Origin of the sequence: Halosimplex aquaticum, from assembly GCF_028747785.1 — an archaeon.
GTDB lineage: Archaea > Halobacteriota > Halobacteria > Halobacteriales > Haloarculaceae > Halosimplex > Halosimplex aquaticum.
Genome location: NZ_CP118158.1, coordinates 311468 through 338250 on the forward strand (window position 1 = coordinate 311468; position 26783 = coordinate 338250).

General features: G+C 62.0%; 27 protein-coding genes. 13 read left to right on the plus strand and 14 right to left on the minus strand.

The genetic code is table 11. The features are described from left to right. Positions 1-39 precede the first annotated feature (39 nt). Both PSC72_RS01555 and PSC72_RS01560 read right to left on the minus strand, forming a co-directional pair. Positions 40-330, minus strand: a complete 291-nt coding sequence (locus PSC72_RS01555) for a PadR family transcriptional regulator (RefSeq protein WP_274324139.1) — start codon at positions 328-330, stop codon at positions 40-42. Between the two features lie 139 nt (positions 331-469). Then, positions 470-1711, minus strand: coding sequence for an MFS transporter (locus PSC72_RS01560; RefSeq protein WP_274324140.1), 1242 nt, complete (start codon positions 1709-1711; stop codon positions 470-472). 304 nt (positions 1712-2015) lie between these two features. Here PSC72_RS01560 and PSC72_RS01565 point away from each other — a divergent pair, with 304 nt between their 5' ends. The 3 genes from PSC72_RS01565 to PSC72_RS01575 all read left to right on the plus strand — a co-directional run bounded on the left by PSC72_RS01565 (position 2016) and on the right by PSC72_RS01575 (position 4754). Further along, positions 2016-2729: a potassium channel family protein gene (locus PSC72_RS01565; protein WP_274324141.1), complete on the plus strand. Its 714-nt coding sequence runs from the start codon at positions 2016-2018 to the stop codon at positions 2727-2729. Positions 2730-2786: 57 nt separating this feature from the next. Further along, positions 2787-3212, plus strand: coding sequence for a CBS domain-containing protein (locus PSC72_RS01570; RefSeq protein ID WP_382261027.1), 426 nt, complete (start codon positions 2787-2789; stop codon positions 3210-3212). A gap of 690 nt (positions 3213-3902) precedes the next feature. After that, positions 3903-4754 (plus strand): hypothetical protein, encoded by an 852-nt coding sequence (locus PSC72_RS01575; protein WP_274324143.1) that lies wholly within the window; start codon positions 3903-3905, stop codon positions 4752-4754. A 201-nt stretch (positions 4755-4955) separates the two neighbouring features. Here PSC72_RS01575 and PSC72_RS01580 read toward each other — a convergent pair whose 3' ends face one another. Then, entirely contained in the window at positions 4956-5138 is a 183-nt protein-coding gene (locus PSC72_RS01580; protein WP_274324144.1) for a DUF5786 family protein, read from the minus strand. 280 nt (positions 5139-5418) lie between these two features. Here PSC72_RS01580 and PSC72_RS01585 point away from each other — a divergent pair, with 280 nt between their 5' ends. Then, complete coding sequence (locus PSC72_RS01585; RefSeq protein WP_274324145.1) at positions 5419-5646, plus strand: hypothetical protein; 228 nt, start codon at positions 5419-5421, stop codon at positions 5644-5646. A gap of 105 nt (positions 5647-5751) precedes the next feature. Here the strand turns inward: PSC72_RS01585 and PSC72_RS01590 are convergent, their stop codons facing one another. Further along, positions 5752-6432: a DUF7504 family protein gene (locus PSC72_RS01590; protein ID WP_274324146.1), complete on the minus strand. Its 681-nt coding sequence runs from the start codon at positions 6430-6432 to the stop codon at positions 5752-5754. Between the two features lie 1223 nt (positions 6433-7655). Between PSC72_RS01590 and PSC72_RS01595 the strand changes: the two genes are divergently transcribed. Further along, positions 7656-7961 (plus strand): hypothetical protein, encoded by a 306-nt coding sequence (locus PSC72_RS01595; protein ID WP_274324147.1) that lies wholly within the window; start codon positions 7656-7658, stop codon positions 7959-7961. 68 nt (positions 7962-8029) lie between these two features. Here the strand turns inward: PSC72_RS01595 and PSC72_RS01600 are convergent, their stop codons facing one another. Then, a complete protein-coding gene (locus tag PSC72_RS01600; RefSeq protein WP_274324148.1) occupies positions 8030-9016 on the minus strand; it encodes a hypothetical protein in 987 nt (328 codons plus the stop codon). Between the two features lie 91 nt (positions 9017-9107). Then, entirely contained in the window at positions 9108-9734 is a 627-nt protein-coding gene (locus PSC72_RS01605; RefSeq protein ID WP_274324149.1) for a helix-turn-helix domain-containing protein, read from the minus strand. Positions 9735-9916: 182 nt separating this feature from the next. Here PSC72_RS01605 and PSC72_RS01610 point away from each other — a divergent pair, with 182 nt between their 5' ends. Then, entirely contained in the window at positions 9917-10753 is an 837-nt protein-coding gene (locus tag PSC72_RS01610; protein WP_274324150.1) for an alpha/beta fold hydrolase, read from the plus strand. A 51-nt stretch (positions 10754-10804) separates the two neighbouring features. Here PSC72_RS01610 and PSC72_RS01615 read toward each other — a convergent pair whose 3' ends face one another. Then, positions 10805-11248, minus strand: a complete 444-nt coding sequence (locus PSC72_RS01615; RefSeq protein WP_274324151.1) for a hypothetical protein — start codon at positions 11246-11248, stop codon at positions 10805-10807. Positions 11249-11478: 230 nt separating this feature from the next. Between PSC72_RS01615 and PSC72_RS01620 the strand changes: the two genes are divergently transcribed. Further along, on the plus strand, positions 11479-11664 hold the full coding sequence (locus PSC72_RS01620; protein ID WP_274324152.1) for a hypothetical protein: 186 nt from the start codon (positions 11479-11481) through the stop codon (positions 11662-11664). A 212-nt stretch (positions 11665-11876) separates the two neighbouring features. On the opposite strand, the gene PSC72_RS01625 is transcribed toward PSC72_RS01620, so the two are convergent. Next, the gene (locus tag PSC72_RS01625) at positions 11877-12203 is read right to left on the minus strand and encodes a hypothetical protein (protein ID WP_274324153.1); all 327 of its coding nucleotides are present in this window, start codon (positions 12201-12203) and stop codon (positions 11877-11879) included. 329 nt (positions 12204-12532) lie between these two features. Here PSC72_RS01625 and PSC72_RS25705 point away from each other — a divergent pair, with 329 nt between their 5' ends. The 5 genes from PSC72_RS25705 to PSC72_RS01650 all read left to right on the plus strand — a co-directional run bounded on the left by PSC72_RS25705 (position 12533) and on the right by PSC72_RS01650 (position 18084). Then, positions 12533-12682, plus strand: a complete 150-nt coding sequence (locus tag PSC72_RS25705; RefSeq protein ID WP_456071265.1) for a DUF7837 family putative zinc-binding protein — start codon at positions 12533-12535, stop codon at positions 12680-12682. Positions 12683-12862: 180 nt separating this feature from the next. Beyond that, positions 12863-13327 (plus strand): hypothetical protein, encoded by a 465-nt coding sequence (locus PSC72_RS01635; protein WP_274324154.1) that lies wholly within the window; start codon positions 12863-12865, stop codon positions 13325-13327. Positions 13328-13879: 552 nt separating this feature from the next. Beyond that, positions 13880-14803, plus strand: a complete 924-nt coding sequence (locus PSC72_RS01640) for a hypothetical protein (RefSeq protein ID WP_274324155.1) — start codon at positions 13880-13882, stop codon at positions 14801-14803. A 75-nt stretch (positions 14804-14878) separates the two neighbouring features. Further along, positions 14879-17467 carry an ATP-binding protein gene (locus PSC72_RS01645; RefSeq protein ID WP_274324156.1) on the plus strand — a complete coding sequence of 863 codons (2589 nt, stop codon included), beginning with the start codon at positions 14879-14881 and terminating at the stop codon, positions 17465-17467. Between the two features lie 29 nt (positions 17468-17496). Beyond that, entirely contained in the window at positions 17497-18084 is a 588-nt protein-coding gene (locus PSC72_RS01650; RefSeq protein WP_274324157.1) for a hypothetical protein, read from the plus strand. Between the two features lie 36 nt (positions 18085-18120). Here the strand turns inward: PSC72_RS01650 and PSC72_RS01655 are convergent, their stop codons facing one another. The 5 genes from PSC72_RS01655 to PSC72_RS01675 form a co-directional block, all read right to left on the minus strand. Further along, a complete protein-coding gene (locus tag PSC72_RS01655) occupies positions 18121-18609 on the minus strand; it encodes a hypothetical protein (RefSeq protein ID WP_274324158.1) in 489 nt (162 codons plus the stop codon). 10 nt (positions 18610-18619) lie between these two features. Then, a complete protein-coding gene (locus tag PSC72_RS01660) occupies positions 18620-19618 on the minus strand; it encodes a transposase (RefSeq protein WP_274321708.1) in 999 nt (332 codons plus the stop codon). Next, complete coding sequence (locus PSC72_RS01665; protein ID WP_274324159.1) at positions 19558-20478, minus strand: hypothetical protein; 921 nt, start codon at positions 20476-20478, stop codon at positions 19558-19560. The genes PSC72_RS01660 and PSC72_RS01665 overlap by 61 nt, the downstream gene beginning before the upstream one ends. A 71-nt stretch (positions 20479-20549) precedes the next feature. Further along, positions 20550-21686, minus strand: a complete 1137-nt coding sequence (gene pdhA / locus PSC72_RS01670) for a pyruvate dehydrogenase (acetyl-transferring) E1 component subunit alpha (protein ID WP_274324160.1) — start codon at positions 21684-21686, stop codon at positions 20550-20552. Between the two features lie 474 nt (positions 21687-22160). Then, positions 22161-23663, minus strand: coding sequence for a hypothetical protein (locus PSC72_RS01675; RefSeq protein ID WP_274324161.1), 1503 nt, complete (start codon positions 23661-23663; stop codon positions 22161-22163). A 172-nt stretch (positions 23664-23835) separates the two neighbouring features. Between PSC72_RS01675 and proS the strand changes: the two genes are divergently transcribed. After that, positions 23836-25290, plus strand: coding sequence for a proline--tRNA ligase (proS, locus tag PSC72_RS01680; protein ID WP_274324162.1), 1455 nt, complete (start codon positions 23836-23838; stop codon positions 25288-25290). A 49-nt stretch (positions 25291-25339) separates the two neighbouring features. Here the strand turns inward: proS and PSC72_RS01685 are convergent, their stop codons facing one another. Continuing rightward, complete coding sequence (locus tag PSC72_RS01685; protein ID WP_274324163.1) at positions 25340-26647, minus strand: hypothetical protein; 1308 nt, start codon at positions 26645-26647, stop codon at positions 25340-25342. Between the last annotated feature and the right edge of the window lie 136 nt (positions 26648-26783).

Sequence of the window (26783 nt, forward strand, 5' to 3'; positions counted from 1 at the left end):
GCGGCATTGCACCTGTGGTGCCGATACCGAGACGATATCTTACGCCGGCTTGCCGTCCGCGTCGACGTACTGGGCTTCCCAGTCGCGACGCGCTTCGATTTCTCGGCGCCCGCGCCGAGTCAGACTGTAGAAGTTGGTTCGCCGGTCACGTTCGCCTTTCTCGACGAGGCCCTTGTCGACGAGGGTGTCGAGGTTCGGGTACAGTCGGCCGTGGTGGATCTCTTTCTCGTAGTACTCTTCGAGTTCCTCTTTGATTGCAAGGCCGTGTGGTTCGTCCTGGCCAGCGATCGCGTACAGCAAGTCGCGTTGGAACCCGGTCAAGTCGTACATTGAACTAGTACTTGATACAACATCCAGTCGGATAATTCTATCGAGATCTCCGGTATCTCGGCCAATAGTGCGACAATGTGGTTTCATCGTCGCATACCAGATCAGAAATGATGGCCTCTCGAAGTACACTCTAAGAGTGTCACCACTGATGGAGTGCTCGCCGACCGTGATTCCACGAGAGAATGCCGAAAAAGGTAACGACTCCTGAGAGCGCGGCGAATCCACCGGCAAAGAATACCCACTCGATCCCCGCTGTCCCCATCAACCAGCCGCCGACGAGCGGAGCAAGAATGCTACCGGGCTTCCAGACGAGCGAGCGGACGCCGAAGCTGCTCGTAATTCCCTCTCCTTTTCCCTCGTCGGCGAACAGCGCCATACTCGCCGGTTCGCGAAACGCATCGGCGATCCCCAGGAGTCCGTTCAGGCAGACCGCCACCACGACTGCTCCGGTGATCGTCCCCGCGACTGGCACTGATATCGAAAGCAGTCCTTCGGTCGTCGAGACGAACGGAAATGCCATCGCAACCAGTCCGTAGGCTCCGCCACCGAGGAAGACGAACATCGCACGTCCGTGCCGATCCGAGAGCCGGCCGGTGAACGGTTGAACGAGCATGTTCGTGAATTTCTCTGCCGCGAGGACTGCTCCGACGATTGCGGATCCGTACGCGAGCCCGCCCTGGGCTGCCGAGACGCCGACAAAGATCGGTACCCACTTGCGAACGAGTGAGACAGCAACAGCGTACTGCGCCCGAAAGCTGGTCATCGTCAGGATTCGGCGATTCAGTGCGAGGTCAGTGAACGCGAACCCTTCGATGCTCGTCTGGTCGTCGTCGACGAACAGCCAGATTCCGACAGTCGCGACGATGAACAGAACAGCAATGAGGCCGAAAACGACGCCGAACCCCGTGAGTGCATAGAGCACGCCCACGCCGATTGTGCCTGCGATACCGGCAGCCATCCGGACTGCGTTGTACTTCCCGATGTAGTTTGCCCGACTGTCGTTCGGCGCCAGGTCCCCCATGAGCGCTAGCCCGACGAGACCGGTGCCGGTCATCCCGAGACCCTGGAGCGTCCGGGCGACGAGAAAGCTGTCGACTGATGTCACAGCCGTGAACGCGAGATAGGCGACCGCGCTCAGTACGAGCGCGCCGAGTAGGATCGATCGCTTGCTGTAACGGTCGGCAGCCCAGCCGAGCGGGACGATACCGACTGTCCTGGCAACCTCCAATGCGGTCACGAACAGCCCGATCGTTACTCCCGTCGCACCGAGAGCGTCGATGTAGTCCGGTAATAGTGTGAGGACGGTCATGAAGCCGAAACTGGACGCAAACCGTGCCAGATAGAGCGAGGAGAACTGCAACTCGTCGTGCGAGAGATCCATCACACGTCCCGCTGATCGGTCGGTGTAAAAACGGGTTCCGGATCCGGAGAGCGTCCCCACGTTTCCATCCGGACTGAGACAGGACGTACACGTCGATAACTGATGACTTTGAAGTCTCCCGAATTTCAGTCCAGAATTTCTCAGTGTGAGACCAGCAGATCATCCAGCGAAAATCAAGTCTCTTAGTCGAAGTCCTAGGCACCGAAACCCAATCGTTTACTACCACCAAAGATTACTGTTCGGTACGTTCCTCGCGACGGATTTGGTCCAGCAGGCGGTTTCTCTACAGCGGTGAAAGACCCTCATGAGTAACACGATACATCTCATCGGCGGCGGAACAGTTGGACGACGACTCGCTGATCGCCTCGAAATTCGCGGCGATTCCGTCCAGATCATCGAACACGATGAAGAACGTGCACAACTACTTGAGAAGCGAGGATACCGAGTCCATCACGGCGACGGGACAGATATCTCCACACTCGACGGTGCCGGCATCGTCGATGCGGATATCGTCGTCGTCGCGACGGGGAGCGACGACTCGAACCTCCTCGCCGCACAGTTAGTAAGGAGCAGATTCGAACCCGAGTCCGTCATCACTCGGGTCAACAGACGGGAAAATGCGGACCCATTCGAGGAACTCGGTATCACGACCGTTTCGCGGTCAGATGCGACAGCGAAAATGCTCGACTCACATCTCGAATCTCCGGCGATGACCCGGTGGATGGAGACTATTGGAGACCGCGGCGATATCCAAGAAGTTGCGATCGCGAATCCAGACTACGTCGGGTTGACTATCGCAGAACTGGACGAACGCCTCTCCGAGCAGGTCCTGCTCTTGATGGTCGGTGACGAGGTTGACGCGCACTTGCCCGACCGCGACGAGACGGTCGAACACGGAGATCACGTCACGCTCATCGGATCTCGCGATGCCGTCCGAGAGGCAATGGACGAGCTCAGCGACGAGTCAAGCCCAAACGACATAGCGGCCAGTACGTCGCCTTCGACGAGCGAAGAGTAGCCCCTTGCGAAGGAAAGCCGAATTACTGACGAACTCCGAGGATTAGTCCCTGCCGTCATGCCAGTTGGCAATCTTGGTCCTGACGACGTGGTCACCGTATCCCCCGACGCGACGGTCAGCGACGTTGTCGAGAAACTCGATTCCGAGAACGTCGGCTCCGTCGTCGTCACAGAAGATGACTCCCCGATCGGCGTCGTAACGGACAGAGACATCGCTCTCGAAGTTCCCGGGACGGCCAACCTCGAATCGCAGTCCGTCGAAGATGTGATGACTGAGGATCCGGTCACCATCCGGGAAGATGAACCAGCGATGGAACTCTCCCGAACGATCGGGGAGCACAACGTTCGCCGGATCCCCATCGTCGACGAGAACGACGCAGTGACGGGGATTGCGACGCTTGACGACCTCGTTGCAACGATCGGGGAACAACTCGATAACGTCTCGAATACCGTCGAATCGCAATCACCCGATTACCGCCCGTAGCGAGCCATCTCACATCAGTTCACTAACCTACCGATACGGCGTCCGGAAAGTGGTGTCAAAACAGAGACAGCGATCTAACTATCATTCCGCTCGTGTGAGAACACGTTGCCGACGCGATTACTCTTCAACTGGTACCGGTAGGTACTGGAGCATATGTACCTCCCGAGTTCGGCGAGCCAGATAGTGTCGTCCCGATTTACGTCCATCACATCTCTATATTGTCCGACATACCTCGACTCGGCGCACTCTCGCCACGCTTACCACCGCGTCCTCGGTCTGATGGGTCCCCCTCTATGTCGACAGCTTCGGTTTGCAATTCAATAGCTGGTTGCTCACGAAATTACAAACAACTAGCGCATCGGCCTACACAGTGGCTAGAGTTTCCCAGATTGGCGAAGCTGTGACTTCTGGTCTGCCGTCAGGATCGTTGTCCCACATTCCGGACAAACGATCGACTCAGTCGAATACGTGTCAAATTCACCTCCATCAAACTGGCAATCGGGGCAGTCCACACCAGATACTTTGCCGCCGACGAGGACGACCCGGTCGCGGATCTCACTGTTCAAGGGCACGATCGGAGATTTCGTCTCGCTACAGAAGTCGGTTGCGATAATATAAAACAAATTATATGAATCGCCTAGCTCCGCTTCCATACCCATTATTTGTGGTCCATCCCAGACTGTCACCCGTATGCTGGAGAATATCCCCGAAGAGTATGAGATAGATCCAGGGACGGATGTCGACCGACTTGCCGAGATCTTTGTCGACAAATATCCAGATGCCACTCGACACACCGTCGAAGAAGCGATCTTCGTCGACGACGGCCCGATCGATCACCTCACGTGGATTGCGCTGGACGGCTACTCACAACACGAATTCTTCTACCAAGATCCCGAACCTGATGAAGAAACCATCCGCCGTCTGCTATCGATGTCGCCTAGCGAGAAAGAGATGAAACTGCTCAGGGCGTATCTTGCGAAGCAGTATGATGTTCTCGAACCGGTTGAGCATCTTGCGTTCCTCACGGTCCCTGACGCCTACTTACCTGGTTCGGAACCACGGGCGAATGTGGTCTTCTACCAGAATCCGGTGGGCGAACAGATCGATGTCGGACTGAACGCGACGCCGCTCTCCCACGAACGTGAAATCCTGGGACACGTAGACCGCCTCGTTCCCGCGAGGGATCTCGAAGCCTTCGCTCGGAACGTCATCACCGAATTTTATGACGAACTCGAAGCGATCGCGGAAGATCACCTGATCGACGGTGACGTTCAGACACTACTCGAAGAAGACACGGATTTCCGCTATCAGACGACGAAGCCCTTGCCCGATGGGATCCATCCAACGTATACCGGTGAAGACGCTGCACTCTGGCAGAAACCAGTCTCGCAGGAACCGGCGATCGACGGCTCGCATGGATTTGTTCAGGTCTGGGTTCCGGACGACGAATCGGTTGGCTTCGTATTTCTCACGGATGGTGAGTACGATCAGGATCGACCACTCGAAGCCGTCCGAACTGCACTCGAATCTGCGCTCGGGTAAGAGCGCTTCTACGGGAACAGGCGGAGACCCGAACAGTGAGTGGAAGATTGCGTGTCGCCACTCACTGTAGTGGAGAGAGCAACGCAGAACGGTATTGCAACGACTACGACCACTGAAACGGCTTTCTGTAGAAACATGCGAAGCTAACGAGGATTAATGATCGACGGCTGTTAGGAACGAAGCAGGAACCAGCGGGCCATTTCAGGCTTCGTTCGAGGAGTCTTTGATATCTTCGAGCCGATCCACGAGGTCGTCCGTCGAAGCCTCGGTCTCGAACGTGATTTCGCCTTCGTGGTCGTTTTCGTGGATGTTGACGCCTTCGCTCTCGTCTGTGTCCACGTTCTGGTCCTGTTGCTCGGACTCATCGTAGCTCCCAAAACCCATATGCGATCGATCCCTGTTTCCCCTCCTAAAAAGAATCGAAACCAGATTCTTAGATGGATGCTATCAGGTCAAATCAGGGTGGTTCAAAAGACATTGGCAGTGGATACCATAGGCAGCATCCAGTGCCCAAAGTCCAGTTGGATGGTGAACAAGCCAGATGTGATGGGAACGACAACAAGCGGCCCTGCCAATAAGTGTGACCGCAAGTGAAGGCCTCGGCCGATTATTGAGAGATACAGAACCGGAAAAACAAGGGTGTTGCTTGAGTAACAAACGAGTAATGACGGACGATCACTCAGTCTCCGCTGACCAAGCTGCACGCTTGCAGGAAGCAATCGATACGATCGCGCAGGTCTTCGACCATCCGTCTTCCCTTTCCGTCCGCTATACGACGGCTGATGGGATAAAGCGGACAACCTTCGAGTTGAACGCCACTGACGAATCGTTCGAAGTCACCTACGATGGCGGCGACGAAACCGCTGAACCGCAACTCTCCCGACTCGATTGATTCCCAGTAGTGCCATGGCCGAGTTTCCGCCCGCTTTCGCTCGGCAATAAACGTGGTCGCTGCTGGTTCCCCACCTCGTTAGAAAGGGAGAGCTCCCGAACGGCGTCAACGGTCTAGACTGGAGTTGTCGGTGAAGCGGCCCGTTGCCGGTCGGTATTCGATATCCACGGTCCCGTTGGGACTCGGTGCTATCCAAAGAACTCCGTCAACCTGTTCGACCAGCGATTCGATTGTCGGCTCGTCGTGGGCGGTGTAATCAATTCCAAAGAGCGTGATGCCGGACTCCGTCCGAAGTCCCGAGATCTGCTGGAGCATAGAACAAACCTGTTCAGTCGAGATTGAGTCGAGAATCGGTGTAAGAGATCGGACGAGAAGATGACGTGCTCCGTCAACCGGGGTACCATCTGTAGATAGCTCAGTGAGGGCTAGCACTAATCGCTCGAGGTCGCTCGAAGATGGCGTGAAAACGATAGGTACAGTTCCGGTGGGGGCAACGAGCGACTGTTGTTTCGATACCGTATCAACGAGGCCGAGTGACGGTTGGTCGCCAGCCGCATAGACCTGCTCGGCAGTTGCGACCGTCTCGTCTGCGCTTTCGGTCGTTGTGACGACGAGTGCCCTATCGTTGGAGTCTCCAAACCGAGAGAGGGTCTGAAACCCGAACGCGTTTCGCGAGGGATCGCCCGAAGAGGCGACGAGGATAGTCGATCCTGTCGTGACTCCTTGTGGTAGTGAATCGATATGTTTCAGCGGTTTTTCGGACGTAGAACTGGACTTCTCGGACATCGGTCAGCTATCCTGCGACTGTCTGGGATCAGTTGAGCGTCCTGCCAGTTGCCGTATCGTCTGATGGGGATAATAGTGGGCACTACAGGACGGACATTCTGCGATGCGGACACTACGCTGGCCGCCGATTTCGATAGGGAGATCTGCTGTGAAAGCGATACGTTCGACGAGATCCGCGCCACACTCTGAACAGGGGAGGTCTGTTTCTCTCATGGGTATATCTGTGGCCGGTCCCGTCGGTGAGACCCAGGGCCCGCCATGAAAGGGCGCATCCGGCACGGCGCATCTCAGAGCAGTGCCATCGAAGGACGCCTCGCAACGGTGGCGAACCGATGGGCGAACGAAGAACGGACCGGACGGAGTCCTCAGTACAGCCTACTATCTCTAACCACACTAAATAGGTTTCGCCTGCGTCGTTAATCGTGAGAAGCCCCAGATCTGTTCGATCACAAATCTAGAGGACACCGCAACTAACCAGAAATACCGTCGTGCAATCCCCGAGGGCAACTGCACACTGCGGCGATGAATACCGGAGTGTTCACTCGATTAGCAACTCTTCGTCTAGTTTCGTCGATTCCAACACAGAATCGATCACACGAAACCCAAACAACTAAGCAACTTCCTCATGAATTATATTCCATACTGTCCGTCCCCAGTCAGGGGACTGTCTAACGACATTGAGTAGCGTCGCCCGATGAAGCCATCCGGCCGAGGGCGAGCATCGTTGCCGACAGGGTCCAGTGTTCCGACTGGTTCCCGGTGGGCCCCACGCATGCCATACGTGGGAACGATCAACGTTCGGTCGCGTCCGGGCGTTCTGTCCGGATCTCGACCTGCTTCCACTTGCCCTGAGTAATGACACTTACGTAGATCCCCAGTTGATTAGATTCAGTACTAGACAATTGCCCAACAGCGGCGCAATTGAAACTACCGACAGCGAACATGGAGCCAGTTTCGCTCGGGTGATAGCTGGTATCTATTATCGATTACACCGTTTGAGTTCGTATAAGTTCGAATCTCGATGTGACGACCGATTCGGACCACACGCGCAGACACGTGACGACATTCTTGGTCAAAGAGTAGAGCGACGAATGGATCGTCACGCAGTGTGATGTCGACGTCGAGGAAACGCACTTCGAAGCCGACTGGAGGCGAATCCAACCCTCAGCGATGCCGATGCCGCGGTTCTAGCCTGTGCTGCACGCCGAGACGGAGTTGCCGTCATGGACGAGACTGCGGGCCGAACCGCCGCATCTGTCGAGGAGATACCAACGCGAGGGACCGTATATTTCGTCCCATCACTTGTTCGTCAGGACGTGATCACCGCCGACGAGGCGCGAGACGTGATCGACGCGATGGTCGAGGAAAAGATGGTACTGCTCGACGGACATGTACGCGAAGATCTGCGCCAAACTCGACTCCCTGGCCGACTGACTACGTCCGCGAGCACGGCAGTGGCAATCGACGACTGTCGGCCGCCAGAGGACGGGGCTAACGGGGTCGCGCAGTGCAGAAGCTTTGGTGAGTGAATGGCGTGAGGCGGATGGAGAGGGCCTGTTCTCCCAGAAAAGTACCGACTGGGGCACAGTGAATTGCGCTACGGAATCGTCTCTGGTGTCGTGAACGGCGCGATAGCGACCGATCGTTCCGTGACAGTGGCGACGCGGAGCACGAACGAGAATAACACAGCCAGCGGGAGGAAGCTCAGGACGACCGCGAACGGGACAACACCCGGGGCTGCGAGGAGTGGCGGCATCCCTGTCCGGGACGAAACTACCAGGAGCACAACTGTCGCGCTCACCTCGGCTGGGAGTCCGACGTAGAGCAACATTCGCGAGAGATAGGAGAGTTCCTTCTGCATGAAGAGCGTCTTGAAGTACTCACGACTGATGTCCAGCAGTTCAAGTTTGTTGTCGAGACGTTCGACTCGAGACACGACCCGGTCGGGGAGCGCGTCGCCGTGGACCGCTTCGACGTGGCGAGCGGTCTGGATTCGCGTCGCGAGGTCGGTGTTGAGGATCGCCGACAGCGCGTGAAACGGGCTAGTCCCGGACCGTTCCAGCGAGTCGGCCACCCGATCAAGATCTGCGACCAGCGGGTCAACGAGCGCGTCGATGTCTCGCCGGACGCGTTCGTCATCGAGGTCCCCTGCCGACTGAGCGAGCGCTCTCGCCTCGCCGTTCGTGCTGCGGACGAGACGTTCGAGGAACTGCGGCGGGAGTACCGGGGTCACCGGCTGATCGGTCACCGCCGCGACGTCCGCCCGGAATACCTCTGTCTGTCGGATTTGTTTCCGCAGCGGGCCCGGTGCCTGGAGCTGTCTCGACAGGACGAGCTGGTTGATCGAGAGAACGACAGTGATGAGCGTCAGGTTCCCGCCGATGAACGCGCTGAATAGGTAGAACAGCGCCGTCGGGCTCGCCAGCGCCGTCAGATCCGCCCACTCCAGTACCAGCAGTATGGTCAAGATGAGCGAAGCGAGGAGCGCTGAGACGACCAGTCTGTCCCCTCTATACAGCACCCAGTCTATCGGCTTCCGGAAGGGCTGCTGGTCCGCCTCGGGCGGGTGCGTATCAGCCGTCACGGTGCCGCCTCCGTCCGGCGGGTATGGATTGCTGCCGACTCTCCTGGTCGTTGTCGACTAAGCGCGGCTGCCGAGCCGGTTCGGGATCGGATCACCGGAGTGGTGACCGGTTGACTATGCGAACGAGCAATGACCGCCACCGCTCGCGGTCACTTGCGGACTTGGACTCGTCTCCCGGCGAAGACTCTGCATGCGTGCCGTCGTCTATAGACGCCTCCCGTCGCCCGTCCGGGCCCGATCCCCCTTCGATGGCCGCCTCAAACTTCTCCTGGTTGAACGTCTCGAGGAGTTCGGTGGTCTCCGTGAGCCAGCCGTAGAGTCCGATCCGGAACCGCCGCTGGACCTCCTCTATCGGCGCGTGGGAGTACACGTGGACCCGACCGCCGGTTGGCAACCCCCGCGACCGTTTCTCCACCATCCCGAGTTCGACGAGGTGATTGAGGCGGCGGTTGATATTGCTGGGATCCCGGTTGAGTTGGCTGGCGAGGTCCTGTACTGTCGCCTCACCGTCCCGCATGAGCCGCTTGCATACCGTGAGCTCCATCTCGGAGATGTCGAATACCTCCCTGGCGACCGTCTCGACGTCGGGGGAGGCGAATACGGCGGTCGCGTCGACCGCCTCCATCTGGCCGTCACAACATGACGCCGCTTCGTGTTCTTTGAGGGCGCCACACGAAGCGCACTCGTAGAGATCGACCTCTCGTTCGGTGAGTTCCATGTGGTAACGTACCGGTGAAATCACGGTATAGGTGCGGCTTGCAGTGTCTCGGGCCTGCCTCTGACACCACGTGCGGTGTCGCGGTCGAGTGATACCAACTCGCTACCACTCCGTACGCATACGACAAGTACGCGACATTTCTATGTCCCTGCCGACCCTCGGGACGGGCGAGGGACTCACACGTGCTATCGTACTCCGAGTGGTCAGACCGGCAGGACAGCGCCGCAGTCACCGTGGACGGACACGACCTCGAGGTCGCCTATTACGACGACGGCGAGGGGGACCCGGTGATCTTCCTCCACGGGATCCCGACGAACTCCTACCTATGGCGGAACGTGATCGGCTCGATCGCCGAGGAGCGACGGGTGATCGTCCCCGACATGCTCGGCTACGGGAATTCGTCCATGCGCGACGAGTTCGACCGGTCAATCCGCGCCCAGGAGGAGATGCTCGCGGCCTTAATCGCGGCTCTCGACCTCGGGACGGTGTCGCTAGTCGGTCACGACCTCGGCGGTGGCGTCGCACTCCGGTACGCTGTGCACAACCCCGACGCGGTCGAGCGGCTCGTCCTCTCGAACGCGGTCGCGTACGACTCGTGGCCGGTTCAGACGATCACGGAGCTTGGACTGCCGGAGACGGTCGAGGACCAGAGCGTCGGCGAGGTCCAGGAGATGCTGGACGGCATGTTCCGCCAGACGCTCACCGCCGACCCCGACGAGGCGTTCCTCGAAGGGATGAAGACACCCTGGAACTCCGAGGAGGGACTGACGTCGCTGGTCCGGGCGGCCATCGCGACCAACACCAATCACACGACGGAGATCGACCCCGCCGACATCACGGCCGAGACGCTCCTGTTGTGGGGTGCCGACGACGAGTTCCAACCGATCGAGTCCGCCCAGCGATTGCAGGACGACATCGACAATGCATCGCTGACGGGATTGGACGACGCGACTCACTGGGTGATGGAGGACCGGCCGGAGGCCTATCGTGAGGAACTCGCCGCGTTTCTCGTCGGATAGGCCGGACGGCGTCGCCGCTCACCTGGTGAACGTTCGCCAGCGTTCCGGGAGTCAGCGGGCCCTGAGCAGATACGCGGCGACGGCGACGAGCGACACGACGCCGATGAGTCCGTAAAGCTCTGGCTCAGAGAGGGAACGCGCCGCCTCTCCGAGCGCGAGTACGGCCGCCAAGAAGTACTTTCCGCCGCGTCCGGCCACCGACGCGACGAGATACGTCCGACGATCGAGACCGAACGCACTGCCTGCTATCGAGAGGAGTTCGTACCCTCGCGGGATGGGCGCGAACGCGCCAAAGAGCAGCGTTGCGAACCCGTGTTCGTCGACGTACGCTTCGGCCCGGTCGATCCGGCGCCGGAGAATCGACCGTTTAGCACGGGACGACCGCCTTTCCGACCGACGGTATAGCCGACGAGTCCCGCACTCACTGACCCACGGTCGCGTCCGAGCATTCTGTCCGGATCTCGACCTGCTTCTACTTACCTCAAATAGGTACACTTGGCGTATACATAGCCGAACAGCGCTCCAGTTCAATTGATTATAAGTAACCAACATCCCGGAATTCTTCCCAGAAAAGGCCTGAAAGATGAAATCCCAGAGGATTCGACCAGAGACAATACCAGACAGATCCAAGATGGGCACCAGTGAAACCACCGACAGTGAAAGTGGATCCAGTTTCGCTCCGGTGATGGCTGGCGTCTATTATCTGCCTCACCGTTCGTTAGCGTATGAGTTCGACACTCGATGAGACGGCTGCTGCCGACCACACGCGCAGACACATGACGACGCTCCTCCTCGAAGAGCGAGACGACGAGTGGATTGTCACGCAGGGTGGCGTCGACATCGAAGGAGAAGGGCCGACTGCCGCCGCAGCAGCTGCCGACTACTGCCGGAAGATCGAGCATGCCGAGTAGTGACCAGGCGGAAGTCACGACAGACAGTCAGTTGAACAAGCGTCTCTGCCCAGAACAGCACGACGACCTCGTCGATCAAGCCGGGCCGATGGTGTACTGCAACGACTGTGGGCACACCTACCGGTATGCTGATCTCCTCAAGCGAGCTGAAACCTGACTCGCAGCGCTATCGGAGCGGATCTCGCTGGACAGCACAGTCGCACTATAGAGAATCAGACACTATCCCGACTATACAGGACAAATCCAACGACGACGATACCGTACCCAGCAAGCGCCGCGAGAAGGCTGACATTCTGAACGACCATCGCTTGCCGCAACGAGAGTAACGGGGCAGTCCGCAAGGATCCGATAGCCCCCAATCCAGCAAGTTGTCCAAGCGTGAGCAAACCGACACCACTAGCTAGAATCCACTCAGCACGCGTCACCGAGCCAGCGCCCGCCGCAGGACGCTGCCACCGAAGGTATGCATAGAAACCGGCGATACCCAGCACCTGGAAGAAGATCACCAGGATGCCGAGTTGCACGAATCCGGGAATCATACCGTCGCTATCCGGCCACTCTTTTATAGTCCCACTGGGCCACCACTTCATTGCTACGGTGGTCCGACGCGTGTTGAGATGCCCCCAAGTAGTCGTCGTAGGTTGACACCGCTATGCCAAGTGTCTAAATACAATCACAGTATCCAGTACGTGACCTCGTCAGTTGCTACAGAGTTGAACACAGCTTAGGGTGCTACAATTAGTCCCGTCCGGGAGTTCTACTTTCACCCCGCTCAGCGGACCATTAAGTGCAAACCGACCGATCGGTCTGGTAGAGGATCCAGTCCTCACGAGCGTCACACGCGCTCGTTCCCCTTCGGGTGATCCAAATGCAACAGAGTCTCGACCGACTCGGACGTTGTCGTGAATGTGGGACCGCGCTGTTCGATGTCCACGTACTGGTCGAATACAAAACCGACGACGGCACGAAGTGCTTCGCCGAGTGTCCCGACTGTGGGACCGTCGTCCATCCCGAATAGAACGGACAACGGTTCACGCTTGTAAGCGCGCCATCTCGGGTCGGTAATAGACGCCTCAAACAGCCACGAGCGATCAACCGCTTGAGTACTAGTCGTCTGAGTCCCTACCAACTGCATTCTGCTACTCCTCTCCCAAGTCCCAGATACGGTTATATAGAAGATCTGCAGTAGTCTCTGGTCATGGACAAACTCCAGTTGATTGCCGTCTCGATTACACGCCACCTCCTTGACGACTATATCGATTCCGTACGAGAGGAATTGGATGCGAAGAGTGCAGAATATGAAGGCCCGATCCCCTTTCCTCCGTTCGAAGTATCGGCTCCCCTCGAAACACTCGCTGAATCGCTGGCAGAGCGCGATCGGGATGACCTCCCTGTGTGGCTATCCGAGTTCGATTTGGCGACTGTCGAAAATACTGCGCTCTCCCCACCAGAGGCAGAACTGGAGATCGAGGGTCCAATTTCAGTATATGGTCGGAAACTTGTTATCTACAACAGCGCACCGATTAGAGCGGCGATGACCGTAGATCGTCCTGACGGGATTATCGCTGATGCGAAAATGGAGACAGTCAATAGCCACGGCAAAGGGCGAAATGTCCCCGCTGGATACGACCCGAATCAGGACAACCAACCAAATCCGGAATAAACAGCCATAGCGCCGCAACTGTGAGAGAGAATACCCCTGTGATGGGATCAGGTCCTGCTGCCCCGATGTGCGAGTGGTGACTTGCCTTCGGGTATGACTATACACTGAGACCCCCTCACGAACGGGGAAGCCGGACGCAATAACGTGAAGACTGATAGAGTCGCTCTCAGAAGGGCCCCTGCAGCGGCTGACGAGAGTGGTGATGGCAGCGAGACACGGCGGTACGAGTGCACGAAATCGGACGAGACTGTATTCTCACGATTCGAAACATTCAACAGACAAACACTACCCAGATTACATGTAGACGTCACCGTCGTTGGAAACCACGGACAATTGCTGCCCTCCCGAACGATGGCGAGTGAACGAGACTCCACAGCGTCGACAGCATCGTCCGAACCCGAAGGACCGACGCAGGCATCACGACCGCTCCCGGTCCCCGTAGAAGAGACAGAGCCTAGCCCGGCCGAGGACACGGCGTCATCCGAACCCCGCAAGTACGTCGAAATCCGGCCGACGGACACGCCGCTCTCACCACGGGCCGTCGGGCAAGCGATGGAGCAACTCTACTCGACACTCGACAGGGCGACGCAGACACGCCTCCGCGACAAGCTCCGAGGCAACACAGCCCGTCCGAGCGTCGAGTGGCTCTTGGTCGCCGACGGCAACGAGGACACGGCCATCCGCTATCTCGTCGGGATCACCGACGAGGAGCGACACGACGAACTCGAACGGATCCTCCGGACGGCACTTCCCAACACCTACGAACTCCAGACGGTCGCGTGGCATCCCAACGAAATCACGAGTCTCGCGTCGACCACGGACCTGACCGATCTCTACACGACGGACACGGAGTACACGCCGGCGACTGAGGCTGATAGGCCGCCCCTCGTCGGCGTCGACTATCACGGCCGCGCCGAACGACCGCCCGACTGGCAGACGCCACTGACGCCGCTCAGCGAACTCACGAACGACAGTTACGCACCCACCGACGACACCCACCGCTTGCCGCTGGCGACACTCGTCGAGACGATGCGCGACGCCGACGCGCCGGTCGTCTACCAGGTGCTCTGTCGACCGTATCGCGACATCTCGCCGGACGTCGAAGAGTACGAACTCGCGCTCGAAACCGGGACGGCATCACTTGGAGGAAAACTCCGGGAAGCACTGTTCCCGCGGCCGGTCGAAGAAGACCGCGCCTACGAGCCACCGGCCAGCGACCGGGAACGGCTCGACGGCCTCGCCGAGCGCGACACCCACCGGACGTTCCAGGTGACCGCTCGCGCCGTCGTCTTTCCCGACGAGACGGGCCGCCCTTCTACCGGCATTGCCGAGGGCCTCGCCTCGGCACTCAGCCCGATCGACGGTCCGTTCCACCGCGTCGAGGGAACGATCGAGACGGACGACGGCGCCGGCAACGGCCCGGGCACGGAGTGCTTCGCGGCGCTGTGCGACCGCGTTCACGACCCCGTTGCCTAAGGGCGCACGTGGAACCGACTCCGCCGTACCTTCACCAGCCCGGGGCTGGTCGTCGCTCCAGACGAACTCCCGGGCTTGTGCCTGCTCGACGGGGGCGCGCTCACCCCGACCGGCCAGCGCGCCGTCGGGATTCGCCACAGCGAACGGACCGGCATCGCACTGCCACCACCGGGCAAACTCCAGCGCTACGAACCACCGGGCATGGCGCTCGTCCGCCCGCTGACGAGCGACCGCCAGCCCGTCGACGACCCGCTGGTGCTTCCACCGGCGAACCAACCCCGCCACCAGGTGATCGTCGGTGACACCGGGTCGGGGAAGTCCGTCCTTACGATCGGCGCGATGCTCTCAAATCTCGACGCCACCGACGGCCCGGATATCCTCTTCGACTACAAGGGCGGGGGCACTGCCCAGGAGTACCTACAGTCACACTACCGAACGCAGGGCGACCTCGACGACGTGCTGTATTTCGACCTCACCAGCGTCCTCCCAGCATTCTCCTTTTTCGACATCGGCCCGCTGCTCGACGCGGGGCTACCCCGCGAAGAAGCCCGCTCTCGAAAGACCGGCCACTACGAGGAAATCCTCCGCGGTGCGATGCCAGCCGGCCAGTACGACGACGCGACTGAATCGCCGCGGGTCATCCGGAATCACCTGCGGGCGCTGTACGACCCCGTCCACGGATCCGATGCCTTCGCCCACTCGAAGCTCTACGACACCCTCCAGCGCACACAGGGTAACGAGACACCGCCGTCCGTGTCCGACCCGACCTTCGAGTCGTACTTCTCGGGGCTCCTCGAACGCGACCGCGAGGTCTTCACGAAGGTGCTGGGCGGGGCCATCTCTCGCGTCGAAACCATCGCGACTGACGCCCGGTTGGCGCCGCTGTTCAATCACGTCCCCGAGGGCGACGACGCCCGCTTCGACTTCACCGAGGTCGTCGACGAGGAGACGGTGGTCATCTTCGACTTCGGCGGGATGGAGACGCGGATCAAGCGGACGCTCACGCTCGTGTTGCTGTCGAACCTCTGGACGGCGCTCAAAGCCCGCGAAGAACGGACACCGAGCGACGCGGACACCCCGCAGGTCAACCTCTACCTCGAAGAGGCGAAAGACGTCGCCGATACCGAGCTGGTAGATACACTGCTCGCCCAGGGCCGAAGCTTCGACCTGTCGGTCACGCTGGGGGTGCAGTTCCTCGAACAACTGGACTCGCCGGACCCGGCGAACAACACGTATCGCGAGGCGCTCAACGAGACCGCGACGTTCGTCGTCGGGAACGTCGCCGTGGACCGCCACCTGCCGGACGTGCTCGCGACGGGAGATATGCCCCCGAGTGAGGTCGAACGCCGTCTCGGCGCGCTGCGCCGGGGTGAGTGGCTCGTCCGTCCCGGTGCGGGCTTCGGTGAACCGTCGGTCCGGCCGTTCCTCGGTGAGTCGCTGCCGGCGCCACCCGGCCACCCCGCGAGCGACGACACGCTCGTCGGCCGGGAGCGACGCGCCTTCGAGGATGCCGTCGAGTCACTGCAGGAACGGACCCGCGAGCAAGCGGGCATCGAAGTCGGCGAACCGAGTACGGTCGACCACGAGTTCGGCTCGGGTGACGACGAGGCCGTGGGCACCGACGGGCTCCCCCGCGTCGACACGCTGCTGCCCTACACGAAGCGGCTGCCCGAGTGCGTCGACTACGATGAGACTGCACATGCGATCCGCTGTGAGGGCTGTGACAACCGTTACAACGCAAGCGCCCAGGGCATGATGCAGGCGATCGACTGCTGTCACTCGATGGCCGCCGTCGACCTGGACGACTTCCCTATCTGCGATCTCAATCTCTCGCTGTCCTCCGAGGAGATCGTCGCGTCGGAGTACTCCCCCAGAGAGCTGTGTTTCATGCAGGCGGTCTACAACGCCCAGCAGAACAACTACGAGCGCCCGGAGTACGACATCGCCCGCGACTCGATGATCCGGATCCAGGAGTACGCCGGCATCGACACCGACGACGTCGAGCAACTGATCGACGACGGGCTGGTCACCAAGGATACCGACCGCCCCTATCGCCTCTACTCACTCACGCCCGACGGTCGGGACGTGATCCAGGAGTCCCACAGCCTCGGCGTCGCGTTTGGCCACGGGAAGGGCGACCTCGACGAGTCCGCCGAGCACGTCCTCGGCGTCGAGGTCAGCGACCGCTGGGCGACTCGCGAGTTCGCCAAGAATCCCGACTCCGACGTGGTGACCATCCGCCCCTACTACAATCTGAAAGAGGGGTCGCTCGACGCCGACGCCTTCTTCGGCGACGACGAGGACGTCGAAGCCGCCGCAGACGACTTCGAGAACCACCGATTGGACCTCGTCGGCCTCGACGAAGACGGCGAGATCGTCCTGACGATCGAGGTCGAACGCATCAACCACGATACCCGCCGGGCGGTGCCCGACGACTACGACAAGATGGCCGCCTGCGATCCCGACGAGGCGATCTGGGTCGTGATGTCACACAAGGACGCCCACGAAGTACTCGCCGCGCTCAACGACCCGCTCGACGGTGAACCACGCGTCGAGAAGACCTACTCGGAGGGGACGCCCGCCCAGTCCATGCAGATCGACGAACCTGGCTTGACGGATATCTACACGGTGGCACAGCTCCGCGACGAGATCATCGACGAGTAGTCTAAGACGAACGTGGAGTGACGTGATGGATGTCCAAAATGACTATGCCGTTTATAGATTTAAAGAGACACGCCATGCCTGCAAGTCCGAACCTCAGCCATCAAATTAGAGAGGAGATCGACGAGGTATACACGTTCCCCATAAATTATGATCACTTGGGATACGACGTTGAGACCTCAACAGTCTTGGTGAACTACAGAGACGACGGGACTGCAACAGTTATCGTTAGCGACCCACCCGGCAGACAGGGATACTACGAGAATTATCCTGATTCCGCTGAAGACGATCCTGTTCGCCAAGCGAAACACGAACTTGCAGACGAGTTAGTAGAACGATCGGAGACGCTGCTTGCCGGATATGACCCACAAAGGAGCTATTGGAGGGCAAATAGTGGAAATAGATCTCTCAGGGACATATATGTTAGAGTGGATGAAGAAGCGGTGGATGAAGTAATACTCAAAATGTGGCAACTACTCGTTGAGTTCAAGCCGAAATACAAGGAGTATCTTCAAGAGCATGAGCCTGAAGAGGTGGTGTCACCGGACTCGTCGCTCAAAGAGAAGGTCGAAGAGATTACTGGTGGCCTGAATCAGCCCTTTACCTCAAATCCGGAATAGGGCCGCAGTGGAACGTCGAACTGTCGACATCTCTGCCTACGAAACGCGACTCACGCCGACCCACTGGAACCGTCCCGCGCGACCGGCCATCACCGACGGAAAATCCGTGACAGTGAGCCTGTAGAGCGTCCCCGGTGACTCGGCGCGACGAACGTTCCTCGAGGTGAGGAATCCATCGTTGACGTCGCGGCCGCAGACTCGCCAGGAACCCTGTCGCTTCGACCACTTCGGTTTCAGTCCGAGTTCGACGACGAGGCGACACAGTTGCCCGGCAAGCCGGTCACTCGCAGTGTAGTAGGTGCCCCGCTCGTTGCCGTCGCCTGCGAGCAGGGTTTCATAGAGGAGTCGCTGTTGGTCCTCACAGAGGCCCCAGACGAGCGGCGGGAGCTGCTTCTCGTGGCTTCCCGTTCCACAGAGCGATTCGAGTAACCGTCCGAAGACTTTCGAGGCGAATGTGAACGAACAGGAATCTCTGTGTCCGACAAATCCCATCCGGTCAAACAGATCCGCTATCGAGGGTGTCATAGAATCCATCTCATACCGTGATGACGGTGCTTCCCGGATTGTCACCTCGTTCGTAGTTGGTGACGGCGACGACGAGTCGAACGCAGAGCGCAAGGAACACCTGCGCTCGGGCGTGGACGCGGCCTCGGGCGCGTAGCGTCCCGAGGCCGCAGTCCTTGACCGCATCGTTCGTTCGCTCGACCTGACTCCGGCGGTTGTACGTCTCGTCTAGGATCGACTGTTTGAGCTGAATCTCGTCACTGTGTTTCTCGATGCGGTCTTCGACTCTGTACTTGATATTGAGCGGATCGTCGGTGTTTCGCGGGTTGTACGGGGCGATTGGCACGACTCCTGCGGTCAGCAGGAGGTCGTGCCAGTCGAGCGTGTCGTAGGCGCTGTCACCGAGCATCCAGATCGGCTGGGCGACGGCGAGCGCGTCACGGGTGACGCGCATCGCCGTCTCTTCTGCGGCTTGTTTGCTCTCGGTGAACTCGGCTGCAATCGGGATCTTTGCGCCGGTTGAGACGATCGTACAGCCGTAGCCGTAATAGTACTCCTCAGCGGTTGGGTCGTAGTTCTTCGACGCATCTGGGTCGGATGGCATCGCTCGCACGTCCGTCGAATCGATTCGGTAGGTCATGTCGAGCAGGCCGCGGGCGGCGGCCTGCTCGACGAGGTGGTCGAAGACTTCGTCGACGACGTGTTCGAGGTCGGTGAGGAAGCGATCGACCGCGTCTCTTGAGGGCGGTCGATCGAAGCCACAGCTGAGCCAGACGACCGTGTTCTGGAGTTCTCGTGTGACCGGGCGAATGCCGTAGATGTCCTTGTAGTAGCAGTGGAGGAACGCTCGGAAGAGTTCTGGTGGGTGGTGGTCTCGTGTTCGCCCCCGGCGAGCGGGGGCGAACACGTCGAACTCGCTGAAAAAGTCGAACTCAAGATGCTCGAACAACGCGAGCGTCTCGGTAGCCACTACATTGAAGAACTCGTCGATAGAACCCTCTTCTTGCAGGGTGCTGGCGCTCGTAGACACAGTTCCAACACCCTGCGTCCTCGTGTGTGAGGCTTTCTATGACACCCTCTGAACAGCCAGTCGTCGCCCGGACGCCAGCCGTCTTCGACTCCTCGCGGGTACCCGTACGCGAACGCGACGGCAATGGTCGCCAGAACGAGGGCCGGAACGAACGACGAACTGAAGGCCTGCGGCCCCGCCCAGCCGAAAACGGTCGCGGCGACGGCCGCCCGGCCGCGGACCCGACTGCCGCTGTCACCGAACACGAGGTACGTGCGCGTCGACACCTCGTCGCCGGTCCAGACGACGCGATCACCCCGGACCGCCGCGCCCGGAACGTCGACGAGCGGCACCGTTCCATTGGGACCGTGGACGACGAGACGGTCGGTTCCGATCCGGAGCGGCGCTCGGTCGATCTCGTCCGACCGCGCCTCGCCGTCCTCTCGGAAGAATCGGTCTGCGACCAGCACGCTGAAGCGTCGCTCCGTCATCGGTTCGACCCGGTACGTGACGACGACCTCGTCGCCGTCGACCCGGGCGTCCAGATCCAGCCGCTCGAACGCCGCCCCGGAACGGTCGCTGTCGCGTTCGATCGCTCGCAGTCGCTCGACGACTCGCTCGGCGGTCGTTCCGTTGATCCCGTCGCGGTTGCCGAGCGTCATCCGGGCGACGAACCGCGCGTCGCCGCTCTCGCGCAGGTGAACGTGCGTCGCGCTCTCCTCGACTTCGGTCGCGCCGGGCCCGTCGGTGACGTCCTCGACGGCGTCGACGCAGCCGTGACAGATGACTTCCTGCGTAGACATCGGTCCGCTGCACCCCGCCAGCAGCGCGAGACCGGCGACGAGCAGCAAGGCGGCAGCGAGCCTCCGACGGGACGACATACGGGCCGACTGGTTCGCCGTTCAACAAGAGTCTTGCCCCGATCGCGGCTCGCGGCGCGCCCGCCGGCAGCTTACTCCCGCAGGAGCGCGTCGCCGTGGCGTTCGCGGAGCCGACGCAGTCGCTCGCGCTGGTCGGCCACTCGCGGCGGGAGTTCGTCGTAGACGTCCTCGAAGAGGTCGTCGACCGCGGGCGCGGTCCGGGATTCGGCCTCCTCGATTGCATCGGTGACGCGTTCGTCGACCCGCGCGCCGACGGTCTCGATGGCCTCCTCGTCCAGCCGACCGGTGTCGAGGAGGAACGTCTCCAGGCGGTCGATCGGGTCGCGCTGGCGCCAGTAGGCGACCTCGTCGTCGTCGCGGTAGACGTCAGGGTCGTCGGCGGTCGTGTGGGCACCGTAGCGGTACTCGACGGACTCGATCAGCGTCGGGCGGAGGTCCTCCGGGTCGGGGTCGAGCGCCTTCTCGCGGGCGTACCTGACGACCGAGTAGACCGCGAGGGGGTCCATCCCGTCGACGCGGACGCCCTCGAACCCGTAGGCGCGGGCCTTCTGGGCGAGCGTCGCGCTGGCCGTCTGGCGGTGTCGCGGCACGGAGATGGCCCACTGGTTGTTGTGACAGCAGAAGACGGCGGGCGCGTCGAAGACGCCCGCGAAGTTCATCGCCTCGTGGAAGTCGCCCTCGCTCGTAGCGCCGTCACCGAAGTGAGAGAGGGCGACCGACTCGTCGCCGCGGTGGCGGGCGGCCATCGCCGCGCCGGTCGCGTGGGGGAGTTGCGTCGCGATCGGGATGGCCTCGGGCGCAATCGTCGGTCCGCCCGCCGAACCGCACGGCAACCGGTCGCCCATGAGCCCGCGCAGGACCTCCGCGAGGTCGAAGCCGGCGACCAGGCGGACCGCGTGCTCGCGGTAGGTGGGGAACACCCAGTCGTCGTCGGCGAGCGCGAGCGTGCTGGCGACCTGGCCGGCCTCCTGGCCGCTCATCGGCGCGTAGGTGGCGAGCCGGCCCTGCCGCTGCCAGCTCACCGCTCGCTCGTCGAAGCACCGGGCCGTCCGCATCGCCTCGTACATCGCCACCAGCGCGTCGTCCGAGAGGTCGGGCACCGTCGCGTCCGGGAGGAGTTTGCCCTCCTCGTCGAGGACGCGGACTTCGCCGGTCTCCTCCGCGTAGTCGTTCGTCCGTACCAGATCGGTGTCTCGTATCGTGCTCATGGTGGGTGCGTTCGGATACCGCAGTCGCGAGTCGCTGGCGCGCCGCGGGCGTCCCCGCGACGCAACGCGGTCTGTCGAGGGTCGATGCGTTTGGGTCGGGGTCGGGGCGCCGTCGAGGCGGGCCCCGGAACGGCGGCGATCAGCCTGTCGGGCGTCGAACGGCGAGAGAATCCGCCAGTCGTGTGCGGAACCGGGAGCCTACCGTATCGGACCACTCGGAGGTCGGGGCAGACGCCGTCCGCGCAGCACTGGCGGAAGACATACGTGAACCGAAGCGCCATTTACACTTAATAATTGTGTGGGATTCCGCACCACACCGCACGAACGTCCGCATTTTCGGCCACCAACGGCGGGTGAGCGGGCCGCGAGCGCGACTGCTGGAGTCGCGAGAGGGGCGACGATAGCGACGGCCGGTAGCCAGAGACTGCCTCAGCGAGTGCTCGCCCAGAGCGCGGCGGAGAAGCGGATCGGGTGTCAGCGAGTCGCCGTCCAGAGGGCGACGTAGAAGAGGAGGGCACCGACGTAGGAGGCGGCGAGTCCCCAGAAGAGCACCATCCATGCTCCGCCGCTCCCGTGTGCGCCGACGGCGACCGCGCGTCCGAAGGCGACGACCCACGCGCTCACGAGCGACGCACCGACGGCGACCCACCGCAGTCTCGTCCTGTCCCGGTCGACGACGCCGAACCCGAGAGCGGCGAACGCGACCAGCGGGACCAGTCCCAGGGGGTAGGCCACCGTCTCGGCGTACGACCCGCGATGGTCCGCGGCCAGGGCAAGCGTCAACAGCATCGCGACCCCGGCCGTCGCCCCGGCGACGCGAGTGCGGTGACGGGCTCGCGGCGTCGCGAAGACGTCGGGGAGGACCCGCTTTACCGTCGTCGCCGTGTCCTCGTAGAACATCTTCGGGTACTCGCCGGTCACGTCGACGTCCTCGGGACGAGCGTCCGCCGGGGCCGCTCCGGCGTCGGTCGACGCCCCTGTCGCGTCCCCGGAGGACGTGAACGACTCCCACGAGACGTAGGCGACACCGACGACCAGCGCAGCGAGAAGGACGAGACTCGGGAGAGCGTACCCGAGGAAAGCTAGCGCGGTCCACGTGACCACGGTCCCGACCGGGACGAGGACGAGCATCTGGAATCGCCTGTCCGACAGCGGCGACCAGTCGTCCGACGGGTCGACTCGCCCGGTGTACCTGAGACAGCCCGCGAGTACGACGACGAGCGGAGCCCAGGCGGCGGCCGTCCCCAAAGCCGCGATCGGGCTCGCCCACGTCAGGACGTCGACCGTCGTCGCGACGGTCGCGACCGCGTCGGGCGTCCCCGGGGCCCCGAACAGCAGGTACGTCCGCGTCGAGATCCGGTCGGATTCCCAGACGAGGCGGTCGCCGTGCATCGTCGCCCCCGGCGGTTCGGCGAGGGGTTCGGTCCCGTCGGGGCCGTGGACGACGAGCCGGTCCGTCTCGATCCGGGCCGGGTCGTCGGGGTCGCTCGCCTCCAGACGGCCCTCGCCTTTCTGTCGGTAGAAGCGGTCGAACAACACCGTGCCGCCGATCCGTCGGGCGTCCATCTCGGCGACGCGGTAGGTGACGACGAGGTCCTCGCCGTCCATCGCGACGCGGAGGTCTCGGCGGTCGAACGCCGGCCGCTCGTCGCGATCTTCGTCCCTCGTCGGAGCCCCCTCGGTGAGCTTCGCCCGGACCAGATCGAGGAGCGTGCCGTTCGCACGGAACTCGTCGACTCCGGCCCCGTCGAGCGTCACCTCGGCCTCGACCCGCGCCCCGCCGCTCTCGCGGAGGTACAGGTGCGTCGTGCTCTCGGAGACGGCGACCGAACGATTCGTCTCCTCGGTGACGGCGGACACGCCGTCGACGCAGTCTTCGCAGACGACCTCCACCGGCGGGGGCGCGGAACACCCAGAGAGGAGCGCGAGGCCGAGCACCGCGACCAGCGCGACTCGCCTGCGACCGAGGGCGATCATGCCCCCTCTGTGTCGACTCGGAGTAAATAACTTTCCCCTGTCACGTGTCCCGGACCGTCACCGGTGCGGCCGTCGGTAGTCCGTGCGTTCCCCGGGTCGCCGCGAAAGTCGGTGTGAGACGGACAACCGGGGCTTCGTCAGGTTCAAGAACGCGCTCGGCGACCTCCTGGTAATGAGCGGCGAGCAAGAACTCGGGATAACCGAGAGCAAGGAGCATTCGACGGGCGAGTGGTACGCCGAAGTCGTACAGAAGGCGGAGATGGCCGACTACGCCCCCATGGGCGGATTCATCGTCACGCGCCCGCGCGGGTACGCCGTCTGGGAGCGCATCCAGGACCACCTCGACGGCTGGTTCAAGGACACGGGCGTCCAGAACGCCTACTTCCCCCTCTTCATCCCGGAGAGCTACCTCGAACGGGAGAAGGACATCGTCGAGGGGTTCGACCCCGAGGTCGCGTGGGTGACCCACGGCGGCTACGACGAACTCGAAGAGCGCCTCGCCGTCCGTCCCACCAGCGAGTCGATCATCACCCCCTTCATCGCCGACTGGGTGCGCAGCCACCGCGACCTGCCCATGCGGCTCAACCAGTGGTGCTCCGTCGTGCGCTGGGAGGCCACCGAGACCAAGCCGTTCTTCCGCACCAAGGAGTTCCTCTGGCAGGAGGGTCACACCGCCCACGCCGACGAGGACGGCGCCTGGGACGAGACGATGACCCGCCTCGAACAGTACGAGAAGCTCTACGAGGACGTGCTCGCGATGCCCGTCCTGAAGGGCCGCAAGCCCGAACACGACAAGTTCCCCGGCGCCCACACGACCACCACGGTCGAGGCGCTGATGCCCGACGGCAAGTCCGTCCAGGGCGGGACCTCCCACTACCTCGGTACCTCCTTCGCGAAGGCGTTCGACATCACCTACAGCGACGAGAACGAGGACGAACAGCTCGCCCACACCACCTCGTGGGGGCTCTCCTGGCGCTCGATGGGCGCGCTCATCATGACCCACTCCGACGACCAGGGCCTCGTGCTCCCTCCCGCGCTCGCCCCCGAGCAGGTCGTCATCGTCCCCATCTGGCAGGAGGACAACAAGGACGACGTCGTCGAGTACGCCGCCGACGTGGCCGCGGAACTCGACGAAGCGGGCGTCCGCGTCCACCTCGACGACCGCGACAACCGCAACCCCGGCTTCAAGTACAACGAGTGGGAGCTCAAGGGCGTCCCGCTCCGCATCGAGGTCGGCCCCAACGAGGTCGACGACGAGGAGATCACCCTCGTCCACCGCCCCGACGGCGAGAACGTCGTCGAGAGCCGCGACCAGCTCGTCGACACCGTCGAGGACCACCTCGACACCGTCTTCGCGAAACTCTACGCCAGCGCCGAGGAGACGCTGGAGGGCGAGATCCGCGAGGCCGACTCCCGCGAGGAGATCCTCGGCACCATCGGCCAGCACGGCGGCTACGTCAAGTCCGGCTGGTGCGGCGACGAGGACTGCGAAGAACCCATCAAGGAGGCCATCGCCGCCGAGATCGCGATGGTCCCCCTGGACCGCGACGAGGAGCCCGTCCACGACGAGTGCGCCATCTGCGGCGAGGCGGCCGAGGAGACGGCGTACTGGGCGAAGACGTACTGACGCCGACTGCCCCTTTTAGAGACGCCGGCCGTTTCGCCGACGCCCGGAGTCAGTTACCGCTCGCTTTCGACTTGCCGCTCTCGTAAACGGGGGCGAGCGCGGCGTAGACGGGATAGGGGACGTTCCGTGCGAGCGCCTGCAGGACGTCGTGGTGCGCCGGCGGGTTCGAGTCGGCGGCTAGCGAGTCGATGTCCGCCGTCGATAGCCAGCGGAAGAACGCCGTCGCGCCCTGGACGGGGAACGCCCGGTCGAGGTCGATGTGGTCCTGCACGTCTCGCCACATGAATCGCTCGTCCGCTCCCATGGTGAACGCCCCGCGCTCGAACCCGTTTCGGATCTCGTCGAACGTCTCCGGGGACGTCTCGTACCCGAAATCGTTCGGGTCGAGGCCCGCCAGGAGCAGTCCGCACATCGTCCGGTAGCACTTTTCGCACTCGTTGCAGTTCGCTCCGGCCTCCGACTCCGTGCACGTCCGGAGCGTGAGGTCCACGCCCTCCGAACGGACGTAGTCCGCGATGAGGTCGATCTTCTCCTGTCGGCTCAACTCGTAGCCGTCGTGGTGACACTCGGTGTGACCCCAGCGGACCCTGTTGTCGATCTCCGGGTGTGACCCCCACGGCTCTCCGAACTCCTCCGTGTGGGTCGCCGCCATGTGGACGGTTCCCAGGCCGGGTTTGTAGGCGAGCGGCGCCGTCAGGCCGAGGAGTCCCAGCCCGTGACCGACGGAACTGTACCACGCGCCGTCGACGTACCGCTGGTAGTGCGCCTGTAGCATCCGCGTGTCCAGGAACGACAGCATGTTCGACCGGACGTATCGGTCTTCGACCCCGTGCTCGTCGGCGAACCGAGCGATCTGCCCACGCACGTTCTCCCAGCGCTCGTCCTGATCGTCGCCGATGACCCAGCCCTGGACGCTGACGAGCGTCGGATCCGCGTCCCGCGTGCGGACGTAACTCGCCACCGAGTCCACCCCGCCGCTGAACAGCAGTCCCTCGCCCTCGAACGACGCCGGATCGCGGTCTCGGCGCGTATCGACGACTTCCTCGGCGCGGATCTCTCCGCCCTCCATGAACGACGGGTACATCTCGACCAACGCGTCCCGGACTTCCTCGAGGGCGCGCAGAAATCGCGCGTCCACGACCGGCACCGAGACATCGGTACCGTTCGCCCACGCCACCGGACAGACCTGCGCGAGCACCGGGATCACCGAGATGGCCGGTGGCACGTCGGAGACGTCGACGTCGTACTCGACGCGGAAGCGCTCTCCGGTGAAGAACCGGCGGAGCCCATCGGGCGGTCTCACGTCGCACTCGATCACCGAAGTCTCTGTCGCCGGGGGAGCGATCTCGTGCGTCATGCTACGTCTCGTCGGAGTCGGTCGGAATGCCATCGCTGGTCGGCTCTCTCTGACAGTACAACCATGTCGTGATCGCAAGATGGCGCAGGGCCGTGATAGTTGTTAACGGGTTACTGGAATCGACGAACGATAGGGG

Excerpts from the sequence above, each read along its gene's own strand:
- PSC72_RS01675 (WP_274324161.1), bottom strand. The coding sequence starts at position 23,663 with ATGATCGCCCTCGGTCGCAGGCGAGTCGCGCTGGTCGCGGTGCTCGGC.
- PSC72_RS25705 (WP_456071265.1), top strand. The coding sequence starts at position 12,533 with ATGCAACAGAGTCTCGACCGACTCGGACGTTGTCGTGAATGTGGGACC.
- PSC72_RS01585 (WP_274324145.1), top strand. The coding sequence starts at position 5,419 with ATGACGGACGATCACTCAGTCTCCGCTGACCAAGCTGCACGCTTGCAG.
- PSC72_RS01590 (WP_274324146.1), bottom strand. The coding sequence starts at position 6,432 with ATGTCCGAGAAGTCCAGTTCTACGTCCGAAAAACCGCTGAAACATATC.
- PSC72_RS01625 (WP_274324153.1), bottom strand. The coding sequence starts at position 12,203 with ATGATTCCCGGATTCGTGCAACTCGGCATCCTGGTGATCTTCTTCCAG.
- PSC72_RS01605 (WP_274324149.1), bottom strand. The coding sequence starts at position 9,734 with ATGGAACTCACCGAACGAGAGGTCGATCTCTACGAGTGCGCTTCGTGT.
- PSC72_RS01580 (WP_274324144.1), bottom strand. The coding sequence starts at position 5,138 with ATGGGTTTTGGGAGCTACGATGAGTCCGAGCAACAGGACCAGAACGTG.
- PSC72_RS01575 (WP_274324143.1), top strand. The coding sequence starts at position 3,903 with ATGCTGGAGAATATCCCCGAAGAGTATGAGATAGATCCAGGGACGGAT.
- proS (WP_274324162.1), top strand. The coding sequence starts at position 23,836 with ATGAGCGGCGAGCAAGAACTCGGGATAACCGAGAGCAAGGAGCATTCG.
- PSC72_RS01565 (WP_274324141.1), top strand. The coding sequence starts at position 2,016 with ATGAGTAACACGATACATCTCATCGGCGGCGGAACAGTTGGACGACGA.
- PSC72_RS01685 (WP_274324163.1), bottom strand. The coding sequence starts at position 26,647 with ATGACGCACGAGATCGCTCCCCCGGCGACAGAGACTTCGGTGATCGAG.
- PSC72_RS01620 (WP_274324152.1), top strand. The coding sequence starts at position 11,479 with ATGAGTTCGACACTCGATGAGACGGCTGCTGCCGACCACACGCGCAGA.
- PSC72_RS01655 (WP_274324158.1), bottom strand. The coding sequence starts at position 18,609 with ATGACACCCTCGATAGCGGATCTGTTTGACCGGATGGGATTTGTCGGA.
- pdhA (WP_274324160.1), bottom strand. The coding sequence starts at position 21,686 with ATGAGCACGATACGAGACACCGATCTGGTACGGACGAACGACTACGCG.
- PSC72_RS01640 (WP_274324155.1), top strand. The coding sequence starts at position 13,880 with ATGGAGCAACTCTACTCGACACTCGACAGGGCGACGCAGACACGCCTC.
- PSC72_RS01560 (WP_274324140.1), bottom strand. The coding sequence starts at position 1,711 with ATGGATCTCTCGCACGACGAGTTGCAGTTCTCCTCGCTCTATCTGGCA.
- PSC72_RS01570 (WP_382261027.1), top strand. The coding sequence starts at position 2,787 with ATGCCAGTTGGCAATCTTGGTCCTGACGACGTGGTCACCGTATCCCCC.
- PSC72_RS01555 (WP_274324139.1), bottom strand. The coding sequence starts at position 330 with ATGTACGACTTGACCGGGTTCCAACGCGACTTGCTGTACGCGATCGCT.
- PSC72_RS01635 (WP_274324154.1), top strand. The coding sequence starts at position 12,863 with ATGGACAAACTCCAGTTGATTGCCGTCTCGATTACACGCCACCTCCTT.
- PSC72_RS01595 (WP_274324147.1), top strand. The coding sequence starts at position 7,656 with ATGGACGAGACTGCGGGCCGAACCGCCGCATCTGTCGAGGAGATACCA.
- PSC72_RS01665 (WP_274324159.1), bottom strand. The coding sequence starts at position 20,478 with ATGTCGTCCCGTCGGAGGCTCGCTGCCGCCTTGCTGCTCGTCGCCGGT.
- PSC72_RS01650 (WP_274324157.1), top strand. The coding sequence starts at position 17,497 with ATGTCCAAAATGACTATGCCGTTTATAGATTTAAAGAGACACGCCATG.